We start from the raw sequence: 22,875 nt of genomic DNA, 5'->3' as shown, positions 1-22,875 counted from the left end.
ATAAGAAAGATCTAAAAAAGGAGTCGCTGGCTCCTTTTTTTCTCCTAAAATACAGGACAGATAGTCCCATATTGGAAACTGTACTAGGACAATGAAAACTACTGAAAAGAACAGTTTCTTTTCAAAAAGAAGCTTAAACTCTTTAAAATAGGTGGAATCGTGTTATAATAAAATCATAAAACGTTTTCAAGAGAAGAGGTTCCTCAATGGAAAATGAAACAGTTGACTATGGAAAAGTAACAGGAATGGTACACTCAACAGAAAGTTTTGGGGCAGTAGACGGGCCTGGGATCCGCTTTATTGTCTTCCTTCAAGGGTGTCAAATGCGGTGTCAATACTGCCACAATCCAGATACTTGGGCAATGGAAACCAACAAGTCCCGTGAACGGACAGTGGATGATGTCCTAGAAGAAGCCCTCCGTTATCGTGGATTTTGGGGCGAAAAAGGGGGAATCACTGTCAGTGGAGGAGAAGCCCTCTTGCAGATTGACTTTTTGATTGCACTTTTTACCAAGGCTCAAGAGTTGGGCATTCATTGTACTTTGGATACCTGTGCTCTTCCTTTCCGGAATACGCCTCGTTATTTGGAAAAATTTGACCGCTTGATGGCAGTGACAGACTTGGTGCTTCTTGATATCAAGGAAATCAATGATGAACGACACAAAATTGTGACCAGCCATACCAATAAAACGATTTTAGCTTGTGCCAAGTATTTATCTGATATTGGAAAACCAGTCTGGATTCGTCACGTTTTGGTCCCAGGTTTGACAGACCGGGATGATGATTTGATCGAGCTTGGAAAATTTGTTAAAACCCTTAAAAATGTCGATAAATTTGAGATCCTTCCTTACCATACTATGGGGGAATTCAAATGGCGTGAATTGGGAATTCCGTACAAATTGGAGGGTGTGAAACCACCGACAAAAGAACGGGTCCAAAATGCAAAAGATTTGATGGAAACAGAAAGTTACCAAGATTACCTGAAACGGGTCAAAGGATAAAAAGTATAGACAGTTGGGCCTTCCAGCTGTCTTTTTCTGATGAAATGCACAACTATTCCCTTTCTTTAAATGGCAAAACGTGCTAAAATAGAGTGAATCTATAAATGAAATAAAGAGGTAGAAACATGTCAAAAATTCTCGTTTTTGGTCACCAAAATCCTGACTCAGATGCTATCGGCTCATCTGTAGCTTTTGCTTATCTTGCAAAAGAAGCTTATGGTTTGGATACAGAAGCAGTGGCCCTTGGAACTCCAAATGAAGAAACAGCTTTCGTGTTGGACTATTTTGGTGTGGAAGCACCACGCGTCATCACATCAGCTAAAGCAGAAGGTGCAGAGCAAGTCATCTTGACGGACCACAATGAATTCCAACAATCAGTATCAGATATTGCTGAAGTAGAAGTATATGGTGTAGTGGACCACCACCGTGTGGCTAACTTCGAAACTGCCAGCCCACTTTACATGCGTTTGGAACCAGTTGGATCAGCATCTTCTATCGTGTACCGCATGTTCAAAGAACACGGTGTAGCAGTGCCAAAAGAATTGGCAGGTTTGATGCTTTCAGGTTTGATTTCAGATACTCTTCTTTTGAAATCTCCAACAACTCACCCATCTGATAAAGTGATTGCGCCAGAATTGGCTGAATTGGCTGGTGTCAACTTGGAAGAATATGGTCTTGCAATGCTCAAGGCTGGTACTAACTTGGCAAGCAAATCAGCAGAAGAATTGATCGACATCGATGCCAAGACTTTTGAATTGAATGGAAATAACGTTCGTGTGGCTCAAGTGAACACAGTTGATATTGCGGAAGTTTTGGAACGCCAAGCTGAAATCGAAGCAGCTATCCAAGCTGCCAATGCCGCTAACGGCTACTCTGACTTTGTTTTGATGATTACAGACATCGTCAACTCAAACTCAGAAATCTTGGCTCTTGGTGCCAACATGGACAAGGTAGAAGCAGCCTTCAACTTCAAACTTGAAAACAACCACGCTTTCCTTCCAGGTGCCGTTTCACGTAAGAAACAAGTGGTTCCTCAATTGACTGAAAGCTTTAATGCATAATGATAAATGGGGAAACCCATTATTAAAAAGGAGTTTCGGCTCCTTTTTTGCTAGGAGAAGATCATGTTAGAGACGGGCGATTTGATTTTTGTGAGAGAAGATACGGAAATGGGGCAGGCCATCCAGGTATCTACTGGCAACTATAGCCATGTGGCTATCTTTTTGGACGGTTTCATTTATCATGCCACGGTAGAAGGTGGCGTCCTTTCCCAAGCCCCTGAGGATTTCTTTGAAGCTGGAAAAGTCTATGACCTTTATCGCTATGCGCAGATTGATTGTCCAGAGGTCAAAAAGCGGGCAGAAAACCTTTTAGGGGCTCCCTACAATGCTTCCTTTTATCCAGATGGAGCTGGTTTCTATTGTTCCCAGTTCATTGCTGAACTACTTCCTATTTTTGAAACCATTCCCATGAAGTTTGGAGATGAGGAACAAGAGATTAGTTCGTTTTGGGAAGATTACTACAGAGAGCTTGGTCTAGCGGTTCCTTTAGATCAGCCCGGGACCAACCCGAGTCAGTTAGCCCAATCACCACAGCTACAGTTTAAAGAAAGGTATTTGGATGATTTGGATTCATGAAACAACAATCTGAATCTTTGATACAGTTTATAAGAGTTGCATCAAACTAAAGAAAAATATGTTCTACGTTCGAATACAACTTGTAAAAGTTGTATTTTTTTCTAATATCCTCTGGATGTTTCTTGTTTAGACAGATAAAATATGATATACTTCACAAAAAAACTAACCACTGGTTAGTTTTTGCTGGAAATCAAAGGAGGAAGTAAATATGTCTTTCTTGTATCGTTTATTAACACGTACAAAACAAATCAGTCCACATATAAAAAAGTTTGAGTCCGAATTGGGCATTTTTGTTGTCAGCATATGGCTAGTTGAATCATCTGGTCGCTTTTATGTGATTGATACGGGAATGCGAGGAATGGAGAAGTACGCTGCCCAGTTTTTACTCCCACAAAAAATTGAAGCAATTTTTCTGACCCATGGACATCCAGATCATATCAAAGGTTTGCCCTATCTTAGACAGCACTTTGGGAACATCCCGACTTTAATCAGTGAGAAGGAATTCCCCTATATTTCAGGCAAAGAACCTTTTCCTAATAGAAAAGAGAAAGAAAAAGTCATTTTTGACCCGGTTACTTTTATAACTGTTGAAAGTCAAGAGGGTCAAGACTTGTTAAGTAGGGCAGGATTAAAACCCCTATTTTCTCCTGGTCATTCCCCTGGTCATGTTGTTTATTACCATGAAGAGGATCAAGTTTTAATTGCTGGAGACCTTTTTACAGCTACGAGAAATGGAAAGTTGCGTCCACCAATGAAAGGATATACAGCAGATATGAGACAAGCTTTAGCTAGTGGAGAAAGAATTATCAAGAGATATTCGCAGGCACTTGTTAGTGTTTGTCATGGTAGTGAGGTAAAAGATGCAGTACGAGATTTTGAGGCATCGGATGGGTTTAAAGGGAGTTTGTAATGGCAAAGGATACAAGATCTAGAATTATCAGGGCAGCCGAAGAACTTTTCCGGACAGAATCTCAGCAAAAAGTAGGAATCAGGCAGATTGCTCAAGCTGCAGGATGTTCACATACAGCTATTTATCAGTATTTTAAAAAGAAAGAGGATATATTATATGCAGTAGCGGAAAAACCGTTAACTCATCTCTATCATACTTGCTTAGAAATCAGTCATTCCAAGCAGAATGATAAGGAACGTCTGCTTCAAATCTGTCAAGTATACGTGGATTTTGGGTTTAGAGAACGTAATATTTATGAATTATTGATTTTTTACCGTGGAGAGCATGAAGATTCAGGCGATTGTTCGCAACCGTTGATGCAATTGAGAATGAAAAGTTATCGTTTGTTGGAAGAAGCTATTGATGTCTTTTTACCGAAAGACTTATCTGATGCAGAAGCGCTAAATATTCGTAGTGGAATCTTTATTTTTTTACATGGCTTAGTGAGTATCTACAGTAGGGACAATGAAGAATGTCCAGAACGCATTAAGCAACTACTGACTGATTTTATTTCTTTTAAAATAATAGAAATGAAATGAGTTGGAATAACTTATGGGGCTTCTACAGTAAACTTGGATTGAAAAGACTAAGTTCTTTTATTGCCTTATTTTCCCCTCTTGCCTGCCTATCCATAAATTGAAGATTTTGTCCTTTGGTATTGATTTCGCTTAAACTAATTTTTATGTTACAATAAGAACGAACCGATAAAACAGTAAACGAGACCTATTTATGATTACAATCATTAATCCTACACGTTTGACACGTCAGCCATTTTTCAAGGACTTGATCAACTTTTTGGATCAGCATGACGATGTGATCCTGCGGCAAATCAAGGCCCAATTTCCAGATCAACCAGTGGATAAGCTGATGGAGGAGTATATCAAAGCGGGCTTCATCCTTCGAGAAAATAAACGCTACACCCTCAACCTGCCCTTCTTGAAGTCAGCTGATCTTGTTGACTTGGATCAGGAGGTCTTTGTTCGAGAGGACAGTGCAGTTTATCAAGAATTAAAAGCCAAGGTCTTCCAAACGGAACTCCGCAACACGACCAATGCAGCGATTCTCATAGAGGAGACGGACTTTGCGCGACATGCACAGGCCCTTTCCAATTACTTTTATAAGGTAGCTCACCAATACCCATTGACGGAGGAGCAAGAAAAGCTCTATGCCATCTTGGGAGATGTCAATCCTGAGTATGCTCTTAAGTATATGACCAGCTTTTTGCTCAAATTTCTCAAAAAAGAAGAAGTCCAGCAAAAGCGCAAGGACATCTTTGTCGATAGTTTAGAAGTCTTAGGTTATATCCGCAAAAATGATGAAGGCAAATATGAATTAGCAGTGGACTTGGATAAGGAAAGACTGATGTTTATCAAACAATAGAAAGAGGCTAGGAAAACTTCCTAGCCTTGTTTTTTTTGATTATAGATAACGTTCAGCGATGGCGGCGTCACCTGGATACTCTTCTTTTACGCCATTGACGATTTGGTAGCAGTCTGCTCCTTTTCCAGCGATAATGACGGCATCTTCAGGCTTGCTGGTTGTCGCCATAGCCAGTTGAATGGCTTGCTCGCGATCTGCGATTTTTTCGACAGGTCGCGTGATATAACTACTAATCTCTTCAGCGATAGCCAAAGGATCTTCATAGTTGGGATCATCCGCTGTGAGGAAGACTTGGATCTCAGGATGGTCTTCCAAGAGTAAGCCAAAGTCCTTGCGGCGGCTCTCTCCTTTATTCCCAGTTGATCCAAGGACCAGTGAAATCGTCCCCGTTTGATGGGTTTCGACAACTGAGAGCAGTTTTTTTAAGCTATCTCCATTATGGGCGTAGTCGATGAAGACCTTAGCGCCGTTTTTCTGAGTCAAGACTTCCATTCGGCCAGGAACGCGCGTCTTAGCAATCCCTTTTTGAATATCCTCAAGGCTCGCACCTAGACGAAGACAGGCAAGACCTGCTGCTACAGCATTTTCTTGGTTGAAGTGACCAATCAGTTGGATATCATAGTTTCCAGCTAATTTACCAGTGGCTGAGAAGCTGAAAGCTTTGGAGTTTTCAATTTGATTCTCAGACTGGCTTCCATAAAAATCGTGGTCTTGGTTCGCGACTTGGTCCGCTAAAACTTGGAAATGATCCATATCGCTATTGATGACTACGGCTTGGCTATTCTTCATGAGGAGACGTTTGTGGTAGAAATAATCCTCAAAAGTTGGGTGTTCAATCGGTCCAATATGGTCTGGACTGATGTTGAGAAAAACACCGACGTCAAAGGTCAGACCGTAAACCCGCTTCACCAGATAAGCTTGACTGGAGACTTCCATAATAAGGTGGGTCCGATCATTCGTTACTGCCTCAGCCATCATGGCAAAAAGATCCAAGCTCTCTGGCGTTGTCAGGGTCGATTTAAAGAAGTTTTTACCATCCAGTGTAGTATTCATGGTCGACAGCATAGCTGGTCGGTGACTTTGTTCCAAAATATGGTAAGCAAAATAGGCCGCGGTTGTCTTTCCCTTAGTCCCTGTGAAGGCCAATAGTTTTAATTGTTTCTCAGGGTGCCCATAAAACTCCATGGCAATTAAGCTCATGGCCTGTTTGATATCATTGACGAGGATGGCAGGAATACCAACTTCATAATCTTTTTCAGAGACATAAAAGCCGAGTCCATTAGAAATAGCCTGTTCCAGGTATTCTTTTTTGAAGTTGGCCCCTTTGACAAAAAAGAGGGTGCTAGCAGAAACCTTCCGGCTATCATAGCTAATAGCATCAAAACTTGTTCCTTCTAGATGGTAGTAATATTCACCATTTACTAGAATTTCTCGGAAATTTTGGTCATGTTTTAAAATGTTGAGGGTTTGTTCAATTGTAATCATAAAACTATTGTAAACCTAAAGTCCCTATTTTACAAGTGTCATGGAAAAGTTTATAATGAAGAGAAGAAGAAACGAAAGAGGACACCAATGAGTCACGAACAAAATGACCAGCAAGCCCAGATGCTACGCGGGACTGCCTGGATGACAGCCAGCAACTTTATCAGCCGTTTGCTAGGAGCCGCTTATATTATTCCTTGGTATATTTGGATGGGAAAATATGGTCCACAAGCCAATGGTCTTTTTACAATGGGCTACAATATCTATGCTTGGTTTCTCTTGATTTCGACAGCCGGAGTACCCGTAGCTGTTGCTAAGCAAGTAGCCAAATACAATACCCGGGACCAAGCGGATCATAGCTTTGCTTTGATTCGGGGCTTCTTGAAATTTATGGGAATTCTAGGCCTTGGATTTGCCATTCTCATGTACCTGTTGTCTCCTGTCTTTGCTAGTCTTTCAGGTGGGGGAAAAGAGTTGATTCCGATCATGCAGAGCCTTTCTTGGGCTGTCTTGATCTTTCCTTCGATGAGTGTCATCCGGGGATTTTTCCAAGGTTTTAACAACATGAAGCCTTACGCCATTAGCCAGATCGCTGAACAAGTGATCCGGGTCATCTGGATGTTGCTCACGACCTTCTTCATTATGAAGATTGGCTCAGGTGATTATGTGCAAGCTGTTACGCAGTCGACCTTTGCTGCCTTTATTGGTATGGGAGCGAGCCTTCTGGTGCTCTTTTATTACCTTGCAAAGACAGGCTTGCTCTCCTCTATTTTTAGAAAGCAAGAGGGAAGTGAAGGGATTGATACTCGGGCTCTCTTGATTGATACGATTCGTGAGGCTATTCCTTTTATCATCACAGGTTCCGCGATTCAGCTTTTCCAAATTGTTGACCAGATGACCTTTATCAATGTCATGTCTTGGTTCACAGACTATAGTCAAAAGCAGCTCTTGGTCATGTTTAGTTATTTCTCTGCTAATCCAAACAAAATTACCATGATCTTGATTGCGGTAGCGACTTCGATTGGAGGAGTCGGGATTCCTCTGTTGACAGAGAATTATGTCAAGGGGGACCTAAAAGCGGCTGGAAAGCTCGTACAGGATAACTTGACCATGTTGCTAGCTTTCTTGCTTCCAGCCACCTTTGGTGCAGTAGCAGTCGCAAAACCACTTTATACGGTTTTCTACGGGCAACCAGATGGCTTGGCCTTAGGACTTTTCATCGTAGCGATGTTGCAGACCGTAATTCTCGGTCTTTACACGGTCTTATCGCCAATGATTCAAGCCCTCTTTCAAAATCGCAAGGCCATTCGCTACTTCCTTTATGGGGTAGTGGTGAAATTGGTCCTACAGATTCCATTTATTTTGGTCTTTCGTTCTTATGGGCCGCTTCTGTCAACGACCATTGCCTTAATGGTGCCAATCGTTCTCATGTATCGGGAGATCCAAACCATCACTCAGTTTAATCGCACCATCGTCTTTAAGCGGACCTTGCTTGGTTCTATCCTGACTGTGGTGATGCTACTTGGAGTCTTGATCGCTGGTTTGATTTTGGGCTGGATTTTCCCACCAAATGGCCGTGTATCGAGCATGATTTATATCGTCGTCATTGGCGGATTAGGAGTTGCTATATATGGAGCCTTAGGATTATGGCTACGGTATTTTGACCGCTTTATCGGAGGTCAAGCTACACGTCTCAGACAAAAATTTCGGATTAAATAAATCAGAGGTTGGGTAAAAAGTGCCCAGCCTTTTCTTATAGTTTGAAACTATAGCTAGGTCTTGAAAATGGGAAAACCGCTCTCCTCATAATAGTGATAAAATAGTAAGCAGTTAGATTGAATGTTTATCGGAGGGCAATATGAGTAAAAAACGCAATATCAATACTATCTTGGCACAGGCAGGAATCAAGTCGGATCAAGCAACGGGAGCTTTGACGACTCCTTTGCATTTCTCTACGACTTACCAGCACCCAGAATTTGGTCAGTCTACAGGTTTTGACTATACCCGTACGAAAAATCCAACACGCGCAACAGCTGAGAAGACTTTGGCGGCTATCGAAAGTGCAGACTATGCTTTGGCGACAAGCTCTGGAATGTCAGCCATCGTGCTTGCTTTTAGCATTTTCCCTGTTGGTTCAAAAGTCTTAGCCGTTCGTGACCTTTATGGCGGTTCTTTCCGCTGGTTTAACCAACAAGAGCAAGAAGGTCGTTTCTCTTTCACCTATGCCAATACAGGAGAAGAACTGATCCACCATCTAGATAATGATCCGGTGGATGTCCTCTATATTGAAACACCAACCAATCCATTGATGTTGGAATTTGATATTGCTCATTTAGCTAAATTGGCCCATGCAAAAGGTGCCAAAGTCGTGGTGGACAATACCTTCTATAGCCCGATCTATCAACGTCCGATTGAAGAGGGAGCGGATATTGTTCTTCATTCAGCAACTAAGTACCTAGCTGGTCACAACGATGTCTTGGCTGGTGTTGTCGTGACAAATGAGGCAGACTTGTATGACAAACTCTTTTACAACTTGAATACGACAGGTGCTGTTCTTTCCCCATTTGACAGCTATCTGTTGATCCGTGGTCTCAAGACACTTTCTATTCGGATGGAGCGCTCCACAGAGAATGCTCGCAAGGTGGTCGAGTTTTTGAAAACCTCCCCTCAGGTCAAAGAAGTCCTCTACACCGGAAAAGGTGGAATGGTCTCCTTTAAAATTCAAGATGAGAAAAAAATTCCTAACTTGTTGAATTCCCTTCAAGTCTTTACCTTTGCTGAAAGTCTTGGCGGAGTTGAAAGTTTGATCACTTATCCTACCACTCAAACCCATGCGGACATTCCTGCAGAAGTTCGCCATTCATACGGTTTGACAGATGATCTTCTTCGGTTGTCCATCGGAATCGAAGATGCGGATGATTTGATTGAAGATTTGAAACAAGCATTGGAGGCTTAAGATGACCAAATATGATTTCACGACTTTACCGAATCGCTTGACCCACCATACCTACAAGTGGAAAGAAACTGAGACAGATCCAGAAATCATTCCAGCTTGGATCGCGGACATGGATTTTAATGTCATTCCAGAAGTACGAGAAGCGGTGATCGGCTATGCAGACCAAATGGTCTATGGCTACACCTATGCATCGGATAGCCTCTACCAGTCTATCCTTGATTGGGAAAAAGAAGAGCATGGCTATTCCTTTGACAAGGAAGCTGTCGTCTTTATCGAAGGTGTTGTTCCGGCTATTTCAACAGCTATTCAAGCCTTTACTAAGGAAGGGGATGCTGTCTTAATCAATACGCCGGTCTATCCTCCATTTGCCAGAAGTGTCAAACTCAATCGTCGAAAATTGATCGAAAATTCATTAGTTGAAAAGGATGGTCTTTTCCAAATTGATTTTGATCAGCTGGAAAAAGACATTGTGGAGCAAGAGGTGAAACTCTATGTTTTGTGTAATCCGCACAACCCTGGAGGCCGTGTATGGGATCGTGAAGTCTTGGAAAAAATCGGCCACCTCTGTCAAAAACATGGTGTCCTTCTCGTTTCAGATGAGATCCACCAAGATTTGGCCTTGTTTGGCCACCGTCATACCAGCTTTAACACGGTTGATCCAAGCTTTAAAGACTTCAGTTTGATCTTAACCAGTGCAACCAAGACTTTCAATATTGCAGGAACAAAAAATTCCTATGTGGTCATTGAAAATCCAAAGCTTCGTACGGCTTTTAAACAACGGCAATTGGCTAATAACCAACATGAAATCTCAGGCTTGGGCTATATTGCGACAGAAGCGGCTTATCGCCATGGTAAACCTTGGTTGACAGAGCTCAAGCAAGTCTTTGAAAAACACATTGACTATGTCGTAGATGAATTGCATGAAAAGACCAAAATCCGTGTCATGAAGCCCCAAGGAACCTATCTTCTTTGGTTGGACTTTTCAGCCTATCCTTATACCGATGATGAGCTGCATGCTAAAATCCATGACCAAGCCAAATTGATTTTGAACCGTGGAACAGATTTCGGAAAAGAAGGAACCTTGCATGCCCGCCTCAATGTGGCAGCTCCCTTCACCCTCATTGAAGAAATCACCAAACGCTTGGTGGAAACTTTTCACAAATAAGTGTTGACTTTCTGTAAGTGAAGGAGTACAATATACTCGAAATACGGTAGGTGAGGCTACCACAAGGATACGGATGACTACCGCAAAGCAGTGGAGACACTACTCGTTGGTCAACAGTTCTGATCGCAAAGGTCAAGACTAAGTTCATTTCATTGCCTTGTGGAGCTAAAGCTTGGACGGTCAGTTTTTTGAGAGTTTTGATTGAAAAATAAATGACGAGTTTCATGAGTCCTACCGATCGAGGGTAGGACTCTTTTTTATGCCTTACCAAGAAAAGAGAAAGGAGAGAGCTATGATACAAATCGACGATCATCCCGAACCGCACCGAACCAGCCAATCGCTGATTTGTGTCGTAGGGACTCCAAAAGTGATTGGCTCCTGATTGAAAAAGGAGATACTAATGCAAACAAATAAAGAAAGACTCATTGCGGCTCTTCAAGAACCACTTGAAAGCACCTTTGCCACCTACAAAACCAGTGCCCTTGGTTTGGTTGACGATCAAGTAGAAGAAAACCGTGATATTTATGGCGAAAATGTCATCACAAAAGGTCAAGAAGATTCCATGATCAAAAAGATCTACGAATCGATCATCAATCCTTTTACGGTGATTTTGTTGGTCATTGCGCTGGTTTCCTTCATTACTAATGTCTGGCTAGCAAAACCAGGTGAACAGGATCCAACGACCTCCATCATCATTGTGACCTTGGTCTTGATCTCTGGTGGTATCCGCTTCATTCAAGAATTGCGGAGCGACAAAGCAGCTAGCAACTTATCACGTATGATTGTCAATACAGCGACCGTTCTGCGTGATGGATCGGAACAAGAAATTCCGATCGATGAAATCGTCGTAGGTGATGTGATCAAACTGAGTGCCGGCGATATGATCCCAGCAGATGTGGTCTTGATTGATTCCCGTGACTTCTTTGTCCAACAATCTGGTCTCACGGGGGAAAGTGATGCTGTTGAAAAGGTTTGTCTCAGAAAAGCCGACAGTCAAAATCTAGATAGTCTCTTGGAAAGTGAAAGTTTGGCCTTTATGGGGACCAATGTCATCTCCGGACGGGCGACAGCCTTGGTCTTGGTCGTGGGAGATGAAACCATGATGGGAGCTATTGAGCAAACCATCAACACTTATGACGAACCAACCTCATTTGAGAGAGAAATGAATACCATCTCTTGGCTCTTGATTCGGCTCATGTTAGTGATGGTGCCCATTGTCTTTGTGATCAATGGCCTCACAGATGGTGACTGGTTAGAAGCGGGTGTCTTTGCCCTCAGCGTTGGGGTTGGTTTGACTCCGGAAATGCTGCCGATGATTATTACAGCGAGTCTTGCTAAGGGCTCCATCATTATGGCAAAAGAAAAAGTCGTTATCAAAAAGCTCAATGCCATCCAAGACCTCGGCGCTATCGATATTTTGTGTACTGATAAGACAGGAACCTTGACCCAAGATGAAATCGTTTTGGAGTATCCGCTTGATATCCATGGCGAGTTGGATCTATCAGTCCTTCGCCGGGCTTACTTGAATTCCTATTTCCAAACCGGGCTAAAAAATTTGATGGACCGAGCGATTATCAATCGGACCCAGAAAGAAGCCAAGAAACATGAAATTGTTCGCGACCTGGATCAAACCTTCCATAAGATTGATGAATTGCCCTTTGATTTTGAACGTCGTCGCATGAGTGTCATTGTCAAAGACGAAGACGGTGTGGTCAGCATGGTGACCAAGGGTGCCTTGGAAGAAATGCTTTCTGTATCGACTTATGTTGAATACAAAGGTGAGATTAAACGCCTGACAGATGAAGTTCGTCAAGAGGTCCTCGCTGAAGTTGCTCAGTTAAATGAACAAGGACTTCGTGTTTTGGGTGTTAGCTACAAAACCGATTTGGACGAAAATGACATCTTTAGTGTTGAAGATGAACGAGACATGATCCTAACTGGTTACCTTGCCTTTCTTGATCCACCAAAACCTTCTGCAGCTCCAGCGATCAAAGCTCTTGCAGAATATGGGGTAACCACCAAGATCTTAACTGGGGACAATGAAAAGGTCACCCAAGCTGTCTGTGAAAAAGTAGGACTAGATGTCGAGCGGATTCTTTTGGGAAGCGAAATCGATACGATGACAGACCAAGAGTTAGCACAAGTTGTGGAAACAACAACGGTCTTTGCCAAACTATCACCCGATCAAAAAGCGCGGATCATCCTCTGCCTCAAGAATAATGGCCACAAGGTTGGTTACATGGGAGATGGGATCAACGATGCTCCATCCATGAAGGTCTCAGACGTTGGGATCTCCGTGGATACCGCTGTGGATATTGCCAAGGAAACAGCAGATGTCATCCTTCTAGATAAGGACTTGATGGTTCTTGAAAAAGGCTTGGTCGAAGGCCGCAAGGTCTATGCCAATATGACCAAGTACATCAAGATGACGGTCTCTTCTAACTTCGGGAACATCTTCTCTCTTCTCTTTGCCAGCATCTTTTTGCCTTTCCTTCCAATGGCTCCCGTTCATTTGATTGTGCTCAATCTTATCTATGATCTTTCTTGTATCGCCCTTCCTTTTGACAATGTCGACAAGGAATTTCTCAAGAAACCTCGTATCTGGGAAGCAAACTCTATCATGCGCTTTATGGCCTGGATTGGTCCAATTTCATCTGTATTTGATATTATTACCTACATGCTTCTTTACTTCCTTGTTGTTCCTATGATTTTAGGTCATGGCTACAACCATGGAGCAGCAGATGCAGCAGCCTTTATCATGGTGTTCCAAACTGGATGGTTTATCGAATCTATGTGGTCTCAAACCATGGTTATCCATATGTTGCGTTCACCAAAACTTCCATTTATCCAAAGTCGTCCAGCCTTCTCAGTCGTGGTGACGACCCTAGCAGCAGCCTTCTTTGTAACCTCCCTTCCATATAGTCCTTTGGCTTCTATCTTGAAGTTGAGCCAACTAAATGGATTGTACTTTGTTCTATTGTTTGCGATTATCGTCCTCTATATGCTGAGTGTGACGGTTGTCAAACGTATCTATATTAAGAAATACAAAGAATGGTTGTAATTGATTGATAGAAAGAGTGAGTCCGAACTTAAAAAATTAAGTGTAAGGGCTCTCTTTTTTTGGTAAAATTTGGTATAATAAGACGAATATAAAGTTGGAAATGATGATTTCCACGTGCTGTGAGTATCAAAGAGGGACTGAAAGAAAGAGTAGAGCTTGACTCCACTTTTATCATAGCTCTTTTTTGAATAATAACAGCTTAGAAAGAAGGATCTCAAAAATGGGAAAACTAGAAGTTATTACACATCCACTGATTCAACACAAATTATCTATTCTTCGTCGTACAGATACCTCTACGAAGGCCTTTCGTGAATTGGTAGATGAGATTGCTATGTTGATGGGCTACGAAGTGTTGCGTGAATTGCCTCTTGAGGATGTTGAAATTGAAACTCCTATTACCAAAACCGTTCAAAAACAAATCGCGGGTAAGAAATTGGCTATTGTCCCAATTCTTCGTGCAGGGATTGGGATGGTTGATGGTCTCTTGAGTTTGGTACCAGCTGCTAAGGTTGGCCATATCGGGATGTACCGTGATGAAGAAACCTTGAAACCAGTTGAATACTTGGTGAAATTGCCAGAAGATATTGATCAACGTCGTATCTTTGTAGTAGACCCTATGCTTGCTACGGGTGGATCCGCTATTCTGGCGATTGATTCCTTGAAAAAACGTGGCGCTAGCCATATCAAGTTTGTCTGCCTAGTATCAGCGCCAGAAGGGGTGAAAGCTCTTCAAGAAGCTCACCCAGATGTTGATATCTTTACAGCAGCCCTCGATGATCATTTGAATGAACATGGCTACATTGTTCCTGGTCTTGGAGATGCAGGTGACCGTTTATTCGGTACCAAATAAGAAGCCATTCATGATTCGTACGAAAGGTGCTTAAGATTTGACCTTTTTTGACCATTGGTTTATAATAGCACATATACTTTGAACCTCACGAATCGTGAGAATGAATGGATACTAAAGGAGAAGAATAGATGATTCCAGTAGTTATTGAACAAACCAGTCGTGGAGAACGTTCTTACGATATTTATTCCCGTCTGTTGAAAGATCGAATTATCATGGTAACAGGACCAGTTGAGGACCAAATGGCTAACTCCATTATCGCTCAATTGCTCTTCTTGGATGCCCAAGATAATACAAAAGATATCTATATGTATATCAATACCCCAGGTGGCTCTGTCTCAGCAGGTCTTGCCATCGTAGATACTATGAACTTTATCAAGTCAGATGTCCAAACCATTGTTATGGGGATGGCAGCATCTATGGGAACAATTATCGCTTCAAGCGGTGCGAAGGGCAAACGCTTCATGTTGCCAAACGCCGAGTACATGATTCACCAACCAATGGGTGGTACTGGTGGTGGTACCCAACAAACCGATATGGCGATCGCAGCAGAACACTTGCTCAAAACACGGAATAACTTGGAAAAAATCCTTGCGGAAAATTCAGGTCAATCCATTGAAAAAGTACATGCTGATGCGGAACGTGATAATTGGATGAGCGCACAAGAAACGCTTGAATATGGCTTTATTGATGAAATCATGGCCAATAATAAATTGGACTAAACCATCCTGTGGGAAGGTCCGTCAAGAGGCTGGGACAAAAGTCCTAGCCTCTCAATTATTTTTGGATTGTCGAGCAAAACGCAGTGGTTGAGTGGGCTCTACTACGCTGATTTCATCAGCTTTTACAGCCCTACTCAACTGTGCGGAGGTGGGACGACGAAATCGAATTCTAACGAATTACCGATTTCTGTCCCACTCTCTTTTTTGCTCTCATAAAAGAGTAGTTCTTTTTCTTGAAATTTGATATACTAGTAATAGAACGAGAAAGGGATTGACCATGTTTGAGAAACAAGAAAGAACAGGCTTGATTGTTAAATTGTATTACAATCGAGACGGGAAAAAATTACAATCTGTCGGAGATGTCTTGTACCATTCTAAGAAATGCCGTTATGTCCAATTGTATGTGGACAGTGACAAGGCCGATCAAGTCATGGAAGACTTAAAGAAAGAACGTTATGTCAAAAAGGTCTTGCCTTGCCATCTCAAAGATTTAGATACAGATTTTGTGGGGAGTTTGCAACGATTGGAGACCCCATCTGTGGTCACAGAAGTTTAGAAAACGCAATCATTTGATGGATTGCGCTTTTTTTATTGACAATTGTCAGATAATTCGGTATATTCTTAATGTATTTATTTTAAGATTCATTTAAGGAGATCATTACAAATGAAGAAAAAATTTGCTCTTTCATTTTTAACCATTGCAAGTGTCGCTCTTCTTGCTGCTTGTGGTGAAGTTTCTACTTCAGGTTCAAACACAACTGGTAACGAAATCGGCAAGGAACTAAAAGTCGGTTTTAACTTTGAAAAAACTGGTGAAGTAGCAGCCTACGGTAGCGCTGAACAAAAAGGTGCTCAATTGGCCGTTGATGAAATCAACGCTAAGGGTGGAGCTGATGGCAAAAAGATCGTTGTCACAGATAAAGATAACAAGTCTGAAACAGCTGAAGCAGCTACAGTCACTACAAACCTTGTCACTCAATCAAAAGTGAACGCTCTTGTTGGACCTGCAACTTCAGGTGCTACTGCAGCAGCGGTTGCCAACGCTGGTAAAGCAGGTGTTCCATTGGTAACACCATCTGCAACTCAAGATGATTTGACAAAAGGTCAAGATTACCTCTTCCGTGCTACCTTCATCGATAGCTTCCAAGGAAAAATCATTGCCAAATACACAACTGATAACTTGAAAGCGAAGAAAGTCGTTCTTTACTACGATAACTCATCTGACTATGCGAAAGGGATTGCTGAAGCCTTCAAGAAATCTTACAAAGGTGAAATCGTAGCAACAGAAACCTTCCAATCTAAGGATACAGACTTCCAAGCTGCTCTTACAAAAATCAAAGATAAAGATTTCGATGCGATTGTTCTTCCAGGTTACTACACAGAAACTGGTAAGATCGTAAACCAAGCGCGTGGTATGGGAATCAAACAACCAATCATTGGTGGGGATGGATTTAGCGATGCTAAGTTCGTTGAACAAGCAACACCTGCTGCAGCTACAGATATCTACTACGTAGCTGGATTCTCTACTGAAGGTGAAATGACTGATAAAGCCAAGAAATTCGTAGAAGCATACAAAGCGAAATACAATGAAGAACCTTCAATGTTCGCAGCTTTGGCTTATGATTCAGTTTACATGGTTGCAGAAGCATCTAAAGGTGCTAAGAACTCTGTCGAATTGAAAGATAACCTTGCGAAGTTGAAAGACTTGGAAGGTGTGACTGGTACAATGTCAATTGACAAGAACCACAACCCGGTTAAATCAGCTCTTATGATTGGCTTGAAAGATGGTAAAGTCAAATCAGTTGAGTCTGTTAAACCATAATTATCATTTGTTGTTTGTACAAGAGGCTGGGAGAATGAAAATTCCTGGCCTCGCTCTTTATTGTTAGAAAGGATGGTTCAAATGCTCCAGCAATTAGTGAACGGTCTAATCTTGGGAAGTGTCTATGCACTCTTGGCCCTTGGTTATACTATGGTGTATGGAATTATCAAATTGATCAACTTTGCCCATGGGGATATCTACATGGTAGGTGCCTTTATGGGATATTTCTTATTGAACTCGTGGAAAGTAAACTTCTTTGTAGCCTTGCTCCTAGCCATGGTTGGGACAGCTATTTTAGGGGTTGTAATTGAATACCTGGCTTATCGTCCGCTTCGTCATTCGACTCGGATTGCTGCCTTGATCACAGCCATCGGGGTTTCCTTCTTGCTCGAATATGGGATGGTCTTCTTCGTCGGTGCCAATACCCGTTCCTTCCCGCAAGTGATTAAAACGGTTCGTTACAACTTCGGTCCTATTTCAATCTCCAATATTCAGTTGATGATCTTGGGAGTGTCTGTTTTCTTGATGGTCGCTCTTCAATTTATTATTCAAAAGACAAAGATGGGGAAAGCCATGCGGGCTGTATCTGTCGATAGTGATGCCGCTCAATTGATGGGGATTAACGTAAACCGTACGATCAGCTTTACCTTTGCTTTGGGATCAGCCTTGGCTGGTGCTGGTGGTGTCTTGATTGGTTTGTATTACAACTCGATCGAGCCTTTGATGGGGATGACACCAGGGATCAAAGCCTTTGTCGCAGCCGTTCTTGGGGGAATCGGAATCATTCCAGGTGCTGCCCTAGGTGGATTTGTTATTGGTTTGTTAGAAACCTTCGCTACAGCGATCGGTCTTTCAGACTTCCGTGATGCCATTGTGTATGCCATCTTGATTGTGATCTTGCTCATCCGTCCAGCAGGTATCCTCGGTAAAAATGTGAAAGAGAAGGTGTAAGCCATGAAACAAAATTTAAAAGTGAATTTAGTCTGGCTTGGTCTTTTGGTCGCAGGTTTTGCCTTGATCCAAGTCTTGGTTGCAGCGGGTGTGCTCAACCTCTTCTATATCCAAATTTTAGAACAAATCGGAATCAATATTATCCTTGCAGTTGGCTTGAACCTCATTGTTGGTTTCTCAGGTCAATTCTCACTCGGACATGCCGGATTTATGGCGATTGGTGCCTACTCTGCAGCCATTCTCGGTTCCAAATCACCAACCTACGGGGCTTTCTTTGGCGCGATGGTTTTAGGGGCTTTGATTGCTGGTGTCGTTGCCTTGATCGTTGGGGTTCCAACCCTTCGTTTGAAGGGGGACTACCTCGCGATTGCGACACTTGGGGTTTCTGAAATCATCCGGATCTTGATCGTCAATGGTGGTACTCTAACAAATGGTGCTGCTGGGATCCTTGGTTTGCCAGCCTTTACAACTTGGCAATTGGTTTACCTCTTTGTTGTCATTACAACGATCTTTACGATTAACTTCTTACGCAGTCCAATTGGACGCTCTACCCTTTCTGTTCGTGAAGATGAAATCGCGGCAGAATCTGTTGGGATCAATACGACCAAAGTCAAAGTCATCGCCTTTGTATTTGGTGCGATCACAGCGGCGATTGCTGGATCTCTCCAAGCCGGCTTTATCGGCTCTGTTGTTCCTAAAGACTACTCTTTCACCAATACTATTAATGTCTTGATCATTGTCGTGTTTGGTGGTTTGGGATCCATGTCCGGAACAGTTGTGGCAGCCATCGTCTTGGGTATCTTGAACATGGTGCTTCAAGACTTCTCAAGTGTACGTATGATCATTTACTCATTGGCTTTGATTCTCGTGATGATCTTCCGTCCAGGTGGTCTTCTTGGAACATGGGAATTCAGCTTGAAAAAACTACTCTCAAAAAAGGAGGCTAACTAATGGCACTTCTTGAAGTAAAAAATTTAACAAAAAACTTTGGTGGTTTGACAGCCGTTGGTGATGTGACCATGGAACTCAATGAAGGGGAATTGGTTGGATTGATCGGACCAAACGGTGCCGGTAAAACAACCCTCTTCAACCTCCTAACAGGGGTATATGAACCAAGTGAAGGAACCATTACCTTAGATGGTCAGCTCCTAAATGGTAAAGCACCCTATAAAATCGCTGCAGGTGGTCTGGGACGGACTTTCCAAAATATTCGTCTCTTTAAAGATTTGAGCGTTTTGGACAATGTTTTGATTGCCTTTGCTAATCACCACAAACCACATGTCTTTGCGAGTCTTTTCCGCTTGCCAAGCTATTACAAGAATGAAGAAGCTTTGAAAGCGAAAGCCCTTGAATTGTTAGCGATTTTTGGTTTGGAAAAAGAAGCAGATACCTTGGCCAAAAACTTAGCTTACGGACAACAACGTCACTTGGAGATCGTTCGTGCCCTTGCGACAGAGCCAAAAATCCTCTTCTTGGATGAACCTGCTGCAGGGATGAACCCTCAAGAAACAGCAGAATTGACCCAATTGATCCGTCGCATTCAAAAAGAATTTAATATTACGATCATGCTGATCGAGCACGATATGAGCTTGGTCATGGAAGTAACAGAACGGATTTATGTATTGGAATATGGTCGCTTGATTGCCCATGGTACGCCAGATGAAATCAAGACCAACAAACGCGTAATCGAAGCATATCTAGGAGGTGAAGCCTAATGTCTATGTTAAAAGTTGAAAATCTTTCTGTACACTATGGCATGATCCAGGCTGTCCGTGATGTCAGTTTCGAGGTAAACGAAGGGGAAGTTGTTTCTCTTATCGGTGCTAACGGAGCTGGGAAAACATCTATTCTTCGTACCATTTCCGGTTTGGTGCGTCCAAGTGCTGGGAAAATCGAGTTTTTGGGTCAGGAGATTCAAAAGGTTCCGGCTCAAAAGATTGTAGCAGCGGGACTCTCTCAAGTTCCAGAAGGTCGTCATGTCTTTCCAGGATTAACTGTTATGGAAAACTTGGAGATGGGAGCTTTCTTGAAGAAAGATCGAGAAGAAAATCAAGCTAACTTGAAGAAAGTCTTCTCCCGTTTCCCACGTTTGGAAGAACGGAAGAACCAAGATGCAGCAACCCTATCTGGTGGGGAACAACAAATGCTTGCAATGGGTCGTGCACTTATGTCAACGCCAAAACTCTTGCTTTTGGATGAACCTTCTATGGGATTGGCCCCAATCTTTATCCAAGAAATCTTTGATATCATCCAAGATATCCAAAAACAAGGGACAACTGTTCTCTTGATCGAGCAAAATGCCAACAAGGCTCTTGCTATCGCAGACCGAGGTTATGTTTTGGAAACAGGGAAAGTCGTTCTTTCCGGAACAGGAAAAGAACTCTTAGCCTCAGAAGAAGTCCGCAAAGCCTACCTTGGTGGATAAGATTTCTAAAGATGTTTGAAAGGAAAAGTTAGCTAAACCTTTCTTCGGATTGATGACAAAGATAATTTAGAAACTTTCCTTAGGTGAGTACGGACGTCAGCGAACTTCTACGAAGCTCCATGACTTAGTTTTGAAACTAAGGTTTCAAAACTCCCGAGTGCTTGAAACAATCTTGTTTCAAGCACTTTTCTCACGGCGGAAAGTTTCTATATACTCCTAATGATTCAAAAAATAGCATAATTTCTATTATGAAGAAACATTAATCTCATTTTATAGGAAAAACAGTTTGAATATGTTCGAAAGAAAGGTCCTGACGACCTTTCTTTTTTCATCTTTCTTGTTTGATTTTTCTAAATTTTGAAAACAAGAGAAAACTGCTGAAAGCGTTTGAAATCATTCTTAAAATCAAGTATAATAAAACTAATAAAAGCATAGGAGAACTTGTTATGGCTGTTAAAGATTTTATGACACGTAAAGTGGTTTACATTAGTCCAGATACTACAATTGCCCACGCGGCAGATTTGATGCGCGAACAAGGTTTGCACCGTTTGCCAGTCATTGAAAACGATAAATTGGTTGGTTTGGTGACAGAAGGTACGATTGCAGAAGCAAGTCCATCTAAAGCAACAAGCTTGTCTATTTTCGAGATGAACTATCTGTTGAACAAGACTAAGGTTAAAGATGTCATGCTTCGCGATGTCATTACCGTCTCTAAATTTGCTAGCTTAGAAGATGCTACCTACCTCATGTATAAGAACAAGGTGGGAATTCTTCCAGTCGTGGACAATGACCAAGTATCCGGTGTCATCACAGACCGTGATATTTTCCGTGCCTTCCTTGAAGTATCCGGTTATGGAGAAGAAGGAGTTCGTGTTCGCTTTGTGACAGAAGATAAGGTTGGCGTTCTAGAACAAATCATTCACTTGATTGTAGAAGAAGGGTATAACATCGCCAATACAGTCAATATCCCAACCAAAGACGACCGTGTGGTTATCGAAGTCCAAATTGATGGGGTGACAGATCTAGAAGGAATCCGTAGTAAATTTGAAGCCAACGGTTTGAAAGTCGATGAAATCACTCGAACAACCGCAAAAGCTATTTAATAAAAAATCAGGCTGGACGTCATCCAGCCTGATTTTTGTATAAAGTAACCTAATAAATTCTATAAAAATAATTATGATTTTATTAATTATAACGTGTATTCTAAGATTTTCCGCCGTGAGAAAAGAGCATGAAACAAGTATGTTTCATGCTCTCGGAATTTTTGAGAGTAAAACAGTTTGGGGAACTGTTTTAGCCTGAGCTTAGAAAATAAAAAGCGAAGGGGCTCAATACAAATCGAACACAGGCTGCGGATTGTGTCAAAAAGATAAGTCTTCCTAGAATGCTAAAGATTCTTCGTCAAACTTCCTATTTTGACTTTATCCGCAGGCGCCCTTTGTATCTTGATTTAGTCATGGAACTTCCTGGATTGCTGAAATCATCCACTGGATAATTTCACCTAACGTCCGTACTCACCTAAGGAAAATCGTAAATAGAAAAACAAAGCTAGATGAGAATCTAGCCTTATTTCTATTAACGGGTAATGGGTTGTTTTTCTTTATCTAAAGTAAAGCCTTCGCCGAGAATTTCATGGGCTTCAGAAATGGTGATGAAGGCGAATGGATCGATCTGATTGATGATGTCTTTCATTTGTTTCATCTCATTCCGTGAAACGACACAGTAGACGATATCCAGGTCCTTACGGCTGTAATAGCCCATCCCGCGGATAAAGGTAATCCCGCGACCCAGATCGTCGGATACTTTTTGGGCAATTTCTTCTGGTTTAGATGTGACGATAAGGAAGCCTTTTCCAGCAAAACCACCTTCTCCAATCAAGTCGATCACAAGGGTGTCAATCAGGATAAAGAAGAGGGTATACATAGCCGTACGGACATCTTGGAAGACAACGACAACAGTTATCAGAACAATGGCATCTACAATCAACATGAGTTTTCCCATACTGAGGGAAGTGTATTTGTTAAAGATGCGAGCGAGGATATCTGTTCCTCCAGTAGTTCCACCAGCATTGAAGATGATCCCTAGCCCCAAACCAAGCACAACCCCTGAGGCGATACAGGCAAGCAGAATATCTCCTTTAAAGGCTGTAAAGATAAAGTGATGGTAGTGGTGGCTGAGGGGCATGGCTTCAAAAATCGCCATCCAAGCCGAAACCGAGAAAGTCCCAAGTAAGCTCAGATAAAGAGATTTTTTGCCCAGCAGTTTCCAAGCCAGAACGAAGAGAGGGATATTGATCAGCAAGTTCATCAGGGATACGGGGACTTTTAAGAGGTAATAGGTGATCAAGGTAATCCCTGTCGCTCCTCCTTCATAGAAGTGAAAGGGAATGACCAAAAAATAGATCCCAAATGAAAAAATGCCGGCCCCCAAGATGATAGCCAGAATATCTTTAAATTTAAACATGATAGGTTGTCTCC

21 protein-coding genes and 1 riboswitch are annotated in these 22,875 nt (G+C 42.1%); of the genes, 19 read left to right on the top strand and 2 right to left on the bottom strand.

Annotation, left to right across the window (positions count from 1 at the left end):
* The first annotated feature begins 206 nt into the window (after nucleotides 1-206).
* The 6 genes from pflA to H7T92_RS00740 all read left to right on the top strand — a co-directional run bounded on the left by pflA (nucleotide 207) and on the right by H7T92_RS00740 (nucleotide 4,967).
* Complete coding sequence (gene pflA / locus H7T92_RS00765; RefSeq protein ID WP_003005017.1) at nucleotides 207-1,001, top strand: pyruvate formate-lyase-activating protein; 795 nt, start codon at nucleotides 207-209, stop codon at nucleotides 999-1,001.
* A 125-nt stretch (nucleotides 1,002-1,126) separates the two neighbouring features.
* Nucleotides 1,127-2,062, top strand: coding sequence for a manganese-dependent inorganic pyrophosphatase (locus H7T92_RS00760; RefSeq protein WP_003005572.1), 936 nt, complete (start codon nucleotides 1,127-1,129; stop codon nucleotides 2,060-2,062).
* Nucleotides 2,063-2,125: 63 nt separating this feature from the next.
* Nucleotides 2,126-2,638 (top strand): YiiX/YebB-like N1pC/P60 family cysteine hydrolase, encoded by a 513-nt coding sequence (locus tag H7T92_RS00755; protein ID WP_070506884.1) that lies wholly within the window; start codon nucleotides 2,126-2,128, stop codon nucleotides 2,636-2,638.
* Nucleotides 2,639-2,846: 208 nt separating this feature from the next.
* Nucleotides 2,847-3,548, top strand: coding sequence for an MBL fold metallo-hydrolase (locus H7T92_RS00750; protein ID WP_070506881.1), 702 nt, complete (start codon nucleotides 2,847-2,849; stop codon nucleotides 3,546-3,548).
* Nucleotides 3,548-4,126: a TetR/AcrR family transcriptional regulator gene (locus tag H7T92_RS00745; RefSeq protein ID WP_070506876.1), complete on the top strand. Its 579-nt coding sequence runs from the start codon at nucleotides 3,548-3,550 to the stop codon at nucleotides 4,124-4,126. The genes H7T92_RS00750 and H7T92_RS00745 overlap by 1 nt, the downstream gene beginning before the upstream one ends.
* A 190-nt stretch (nucleotides 4,127-4,316) precedes the next feature.
* Nucleotides 4,317-4,967 (top strand): DUF1803 domain-containing protein, encoded by a 651-nt coding sequence (locus H7T92_RS00740; RefSeq protein WP_201036731.1) that lies wholly within the window; start codon nucleotides 4,317-4,319, stop codon nucleotides 4,965-4,967.
* 39 nt (nucleotides 4,968-5,006) lie between these two features.
* Here H7T92_RS00740 and H7T92_RS00735 read toward each other — a convergent pair whose 3' ends face one another.
* Nucleotides 5,007-6,452, bottom strand: coding sequence for a UDP-N-acetylmuramoyl-L-alanyl-D-glutamate--L-lysine ligase (locus H7T92_RS00735; protein ID WP_061591023.1), 1,446 nt, complete (start codon nucleotides 6,450-6,452; stop codon nucleotides 5,007-5,009).
* Between the two features lie 87 nt (nucleotides 6,453-6,539).
* Between H7T92_RS00735 and H7T92_RS00730 the strand changes: the two genes are divergently transcribed.
* The 13 genes from H7T92_RS00730 (at nucleotide 6,540) to H7T92_RS00670 (ending at nucleotide 21,501) form a co-directional block, all read left to right on the top strand.
* Nucleotides 6,540-8,168 (top strand): putative polysaccharide biosynthesis protein, encoded by a 1,629-nt coding sequence (locus H7T92_RS00730; protein ID WP_201036730.1) that lies wholly within the window; start codon nucleotides 6,540-6,542, stop codon nucleotides 8,166-8,168.
* A gap of 139 nt (nucleotides 8,169-8,307) precedes the next feature.
* Nucleotides 8,308-9,405, top strand: coding sequence for a cystathionine gamma-synthase (locus H7T92_RS00725; protein ID WP_201036729.1), 1,098 nt, complete (start codon nucleotides 8,308-8,310; stop codon nucleotides 9,403-9,405).
* 1 nt (nucleotide 9,406) lies between these two features.
* Nucleotides 9,407-10,570, top strand: coding sequence for a MalY/PatB family protein (locus tag H7T92_RS00720; RefSeq protein ID WP_201036728.1), 1,164 nt, complete (start codon nucleotides 9,407-9,409; stop codon nucleotides 10,568-10,570).
* 35 nt (nucleotides 10,571-10,605) lie between these two features.
* A riboswitch (M-box (ykoK) riboswitch) is annotated at nucleotides 10,606-10,763 on the top strand.
* Nucleotides 10,764-10,970: 207 nt separating this feature from the next.
* Nucleotides 10,971-13,631 carry a magnesium-translocating P-type ATPase gene (gene mgtA, locus H7T92_RS00715; protein WP_049471749.1) on the top strand — a complete coding sequence of 887 codons (2,661 nt, stop codon included), beginning with the start codon at nucleotides 10,971-10,973 and terminating at the stop codon, nucleotides 13,629-13,631.
* A 220-nt stretch (nucleotides 13,632-13,851) separates the two neighbouring features.
* Nucleotides 13,852-14,481: a uracil phosphoribosyltransferase gene (gene upp / locus H7T92_RS00710; protein ID WP_003005574.1), complete on the top strand. Its 630-nt coding sequence runs from the start codon at nucleotides 13,852-13,854 to the stop codon at nucleotides 14,479-14,481.
* A 128-nt stretch (nucleotides 14,482-14,609) separates the two neighbouring features.
* A complete protein-coding gene (locus H7T92_RS00705) occupies nucleotides 14,610-15,200 on the top strand; it encodes an ATP-dependent Clp protease proteolytic subunit (protein WP_003008286.1) in 591 nt (196 codons plus the stop codon).
* A 277-nt stretch (nucleotides 15,201-15,477) separates the two neighbouring features.
* Nucleotides 15,478-15,756 carry a DUF2129 domain-containing protein gene (locus tag H7T92_RS00700; protein WP_023918810.1) on the top strand — a complete coding sequence of 93 codons (279 nt, stop codon included), beginning with the start codon at nucleotides 15,478-15,480 and terminating at the stop codon, nucleotides 15,754-15,756.
* 108 nt (nucleotides 15,757-15,864) lie between these two features.
* Nucleotides 15,865-17,022, top strand: a complete 1,158-nt coding sequence (locus H7T92_RS00695; protein ID WP_023918808.1) for an ABC transporter substrate-binding protein — start codon at nucleotides 15,865-15,867, stop codon at nucleotides 17,020-17,022.
* 81 nt (nucleotides 17,023-17,103) lie between these two features.
* Nucleotides 17,104-17,973 (top strand): branched-chain amino acid ABC transporter permease, encoded by an 870-nt coding sequence (locus H7T92_RS00690; protein ID WP_021153669.1) that lies wholly within the window; start codon nucleotides 17,104-17,106, stop codon nucleotides 17,971-17,973.
* 3 nt (nucleotides 17,974-17,976) lie between these two features.
* Nucleotides 17,977-18,924, top strand: a complete 948-nt coding sequence (locus tag H7T92_RS00685; protein ID WP_003008278.1) for a branched-chain amino acid ABC transporter permease — start codon at nucleotides 17,977-17,979, stop codon at nucleotides 18,922-18,924.
* Nucleotides 18,924-19,688, top strand: a complete 765-nt coding sequence (locus H7T92_RS00680; RefSeq protein WP_003005595.1) for an ABC transporter ATP-binding protein — start codon at nucleotides 18,924-18,926, stop codon at nucleotides 19,686-19,688. The genes H7T92_RS00685 and H7T92_RS00680 overlap by 1 nt, the downstream gene beginning before the upstream one ends.
* Entirely contained in the window at nucleotides 19,688-20,398 is a 711-nt protein-coding gene (locus H7T92_RS00675) for an ABC transporter ATP-binding protein (protein WP_003008277.1), read from the top strand. Before H7T92_RS00680 ends, H7T92_RS00675 begins: the two co-directional genes overlap by 1 nt.
* Nucleotides 20,399-20,844: 446 nt before the next feature.
* Nucleotides 20,845-21,501, top strand: coding sequence for a CBS domain-containing protein (locus H7T92_RS00670; RefSeq protein ID WP_003005183.1), 657 nt, complete (start codon nucleotides 20,845-20,847; stop codon nucleotides 21,499-21,501).
* A 472-nt stretch (nucleotides 21,502-21,973) separates the two neighbouring features.
* On the opposite strand, the gene H7T92_RS00665 is transcribed toward H7T92_RS00670, so the two are convergent.
* Nucleotides 21,974-22,861, bottom strand: a complete 888-nt coding sequence (locus H7T92_RS00665) for a YitT family protein (protein WP_003008268.1) — start codon at nucleotides 22,859-22,861, stop codon at nucleotides 21,974-21,976.
* Nucleotides 22,862-22,875 lie beyond the last annotated feature (14 nt).

This window comes from Streptococcus parasanguinis (assembly GCF_016648855.1).
Taxonomy (GTDB): domain Bacteria; phylum Bacillota; class Bacilli; order Lactobacillales; family Streptococcaceae; genus Streptococcus; species Streptococcus parasanguinis_L.
Note: the sequence above shows the minus strand (reverse complement) of the source record. Positions and strands in the feature narration are given on the sequence as shown.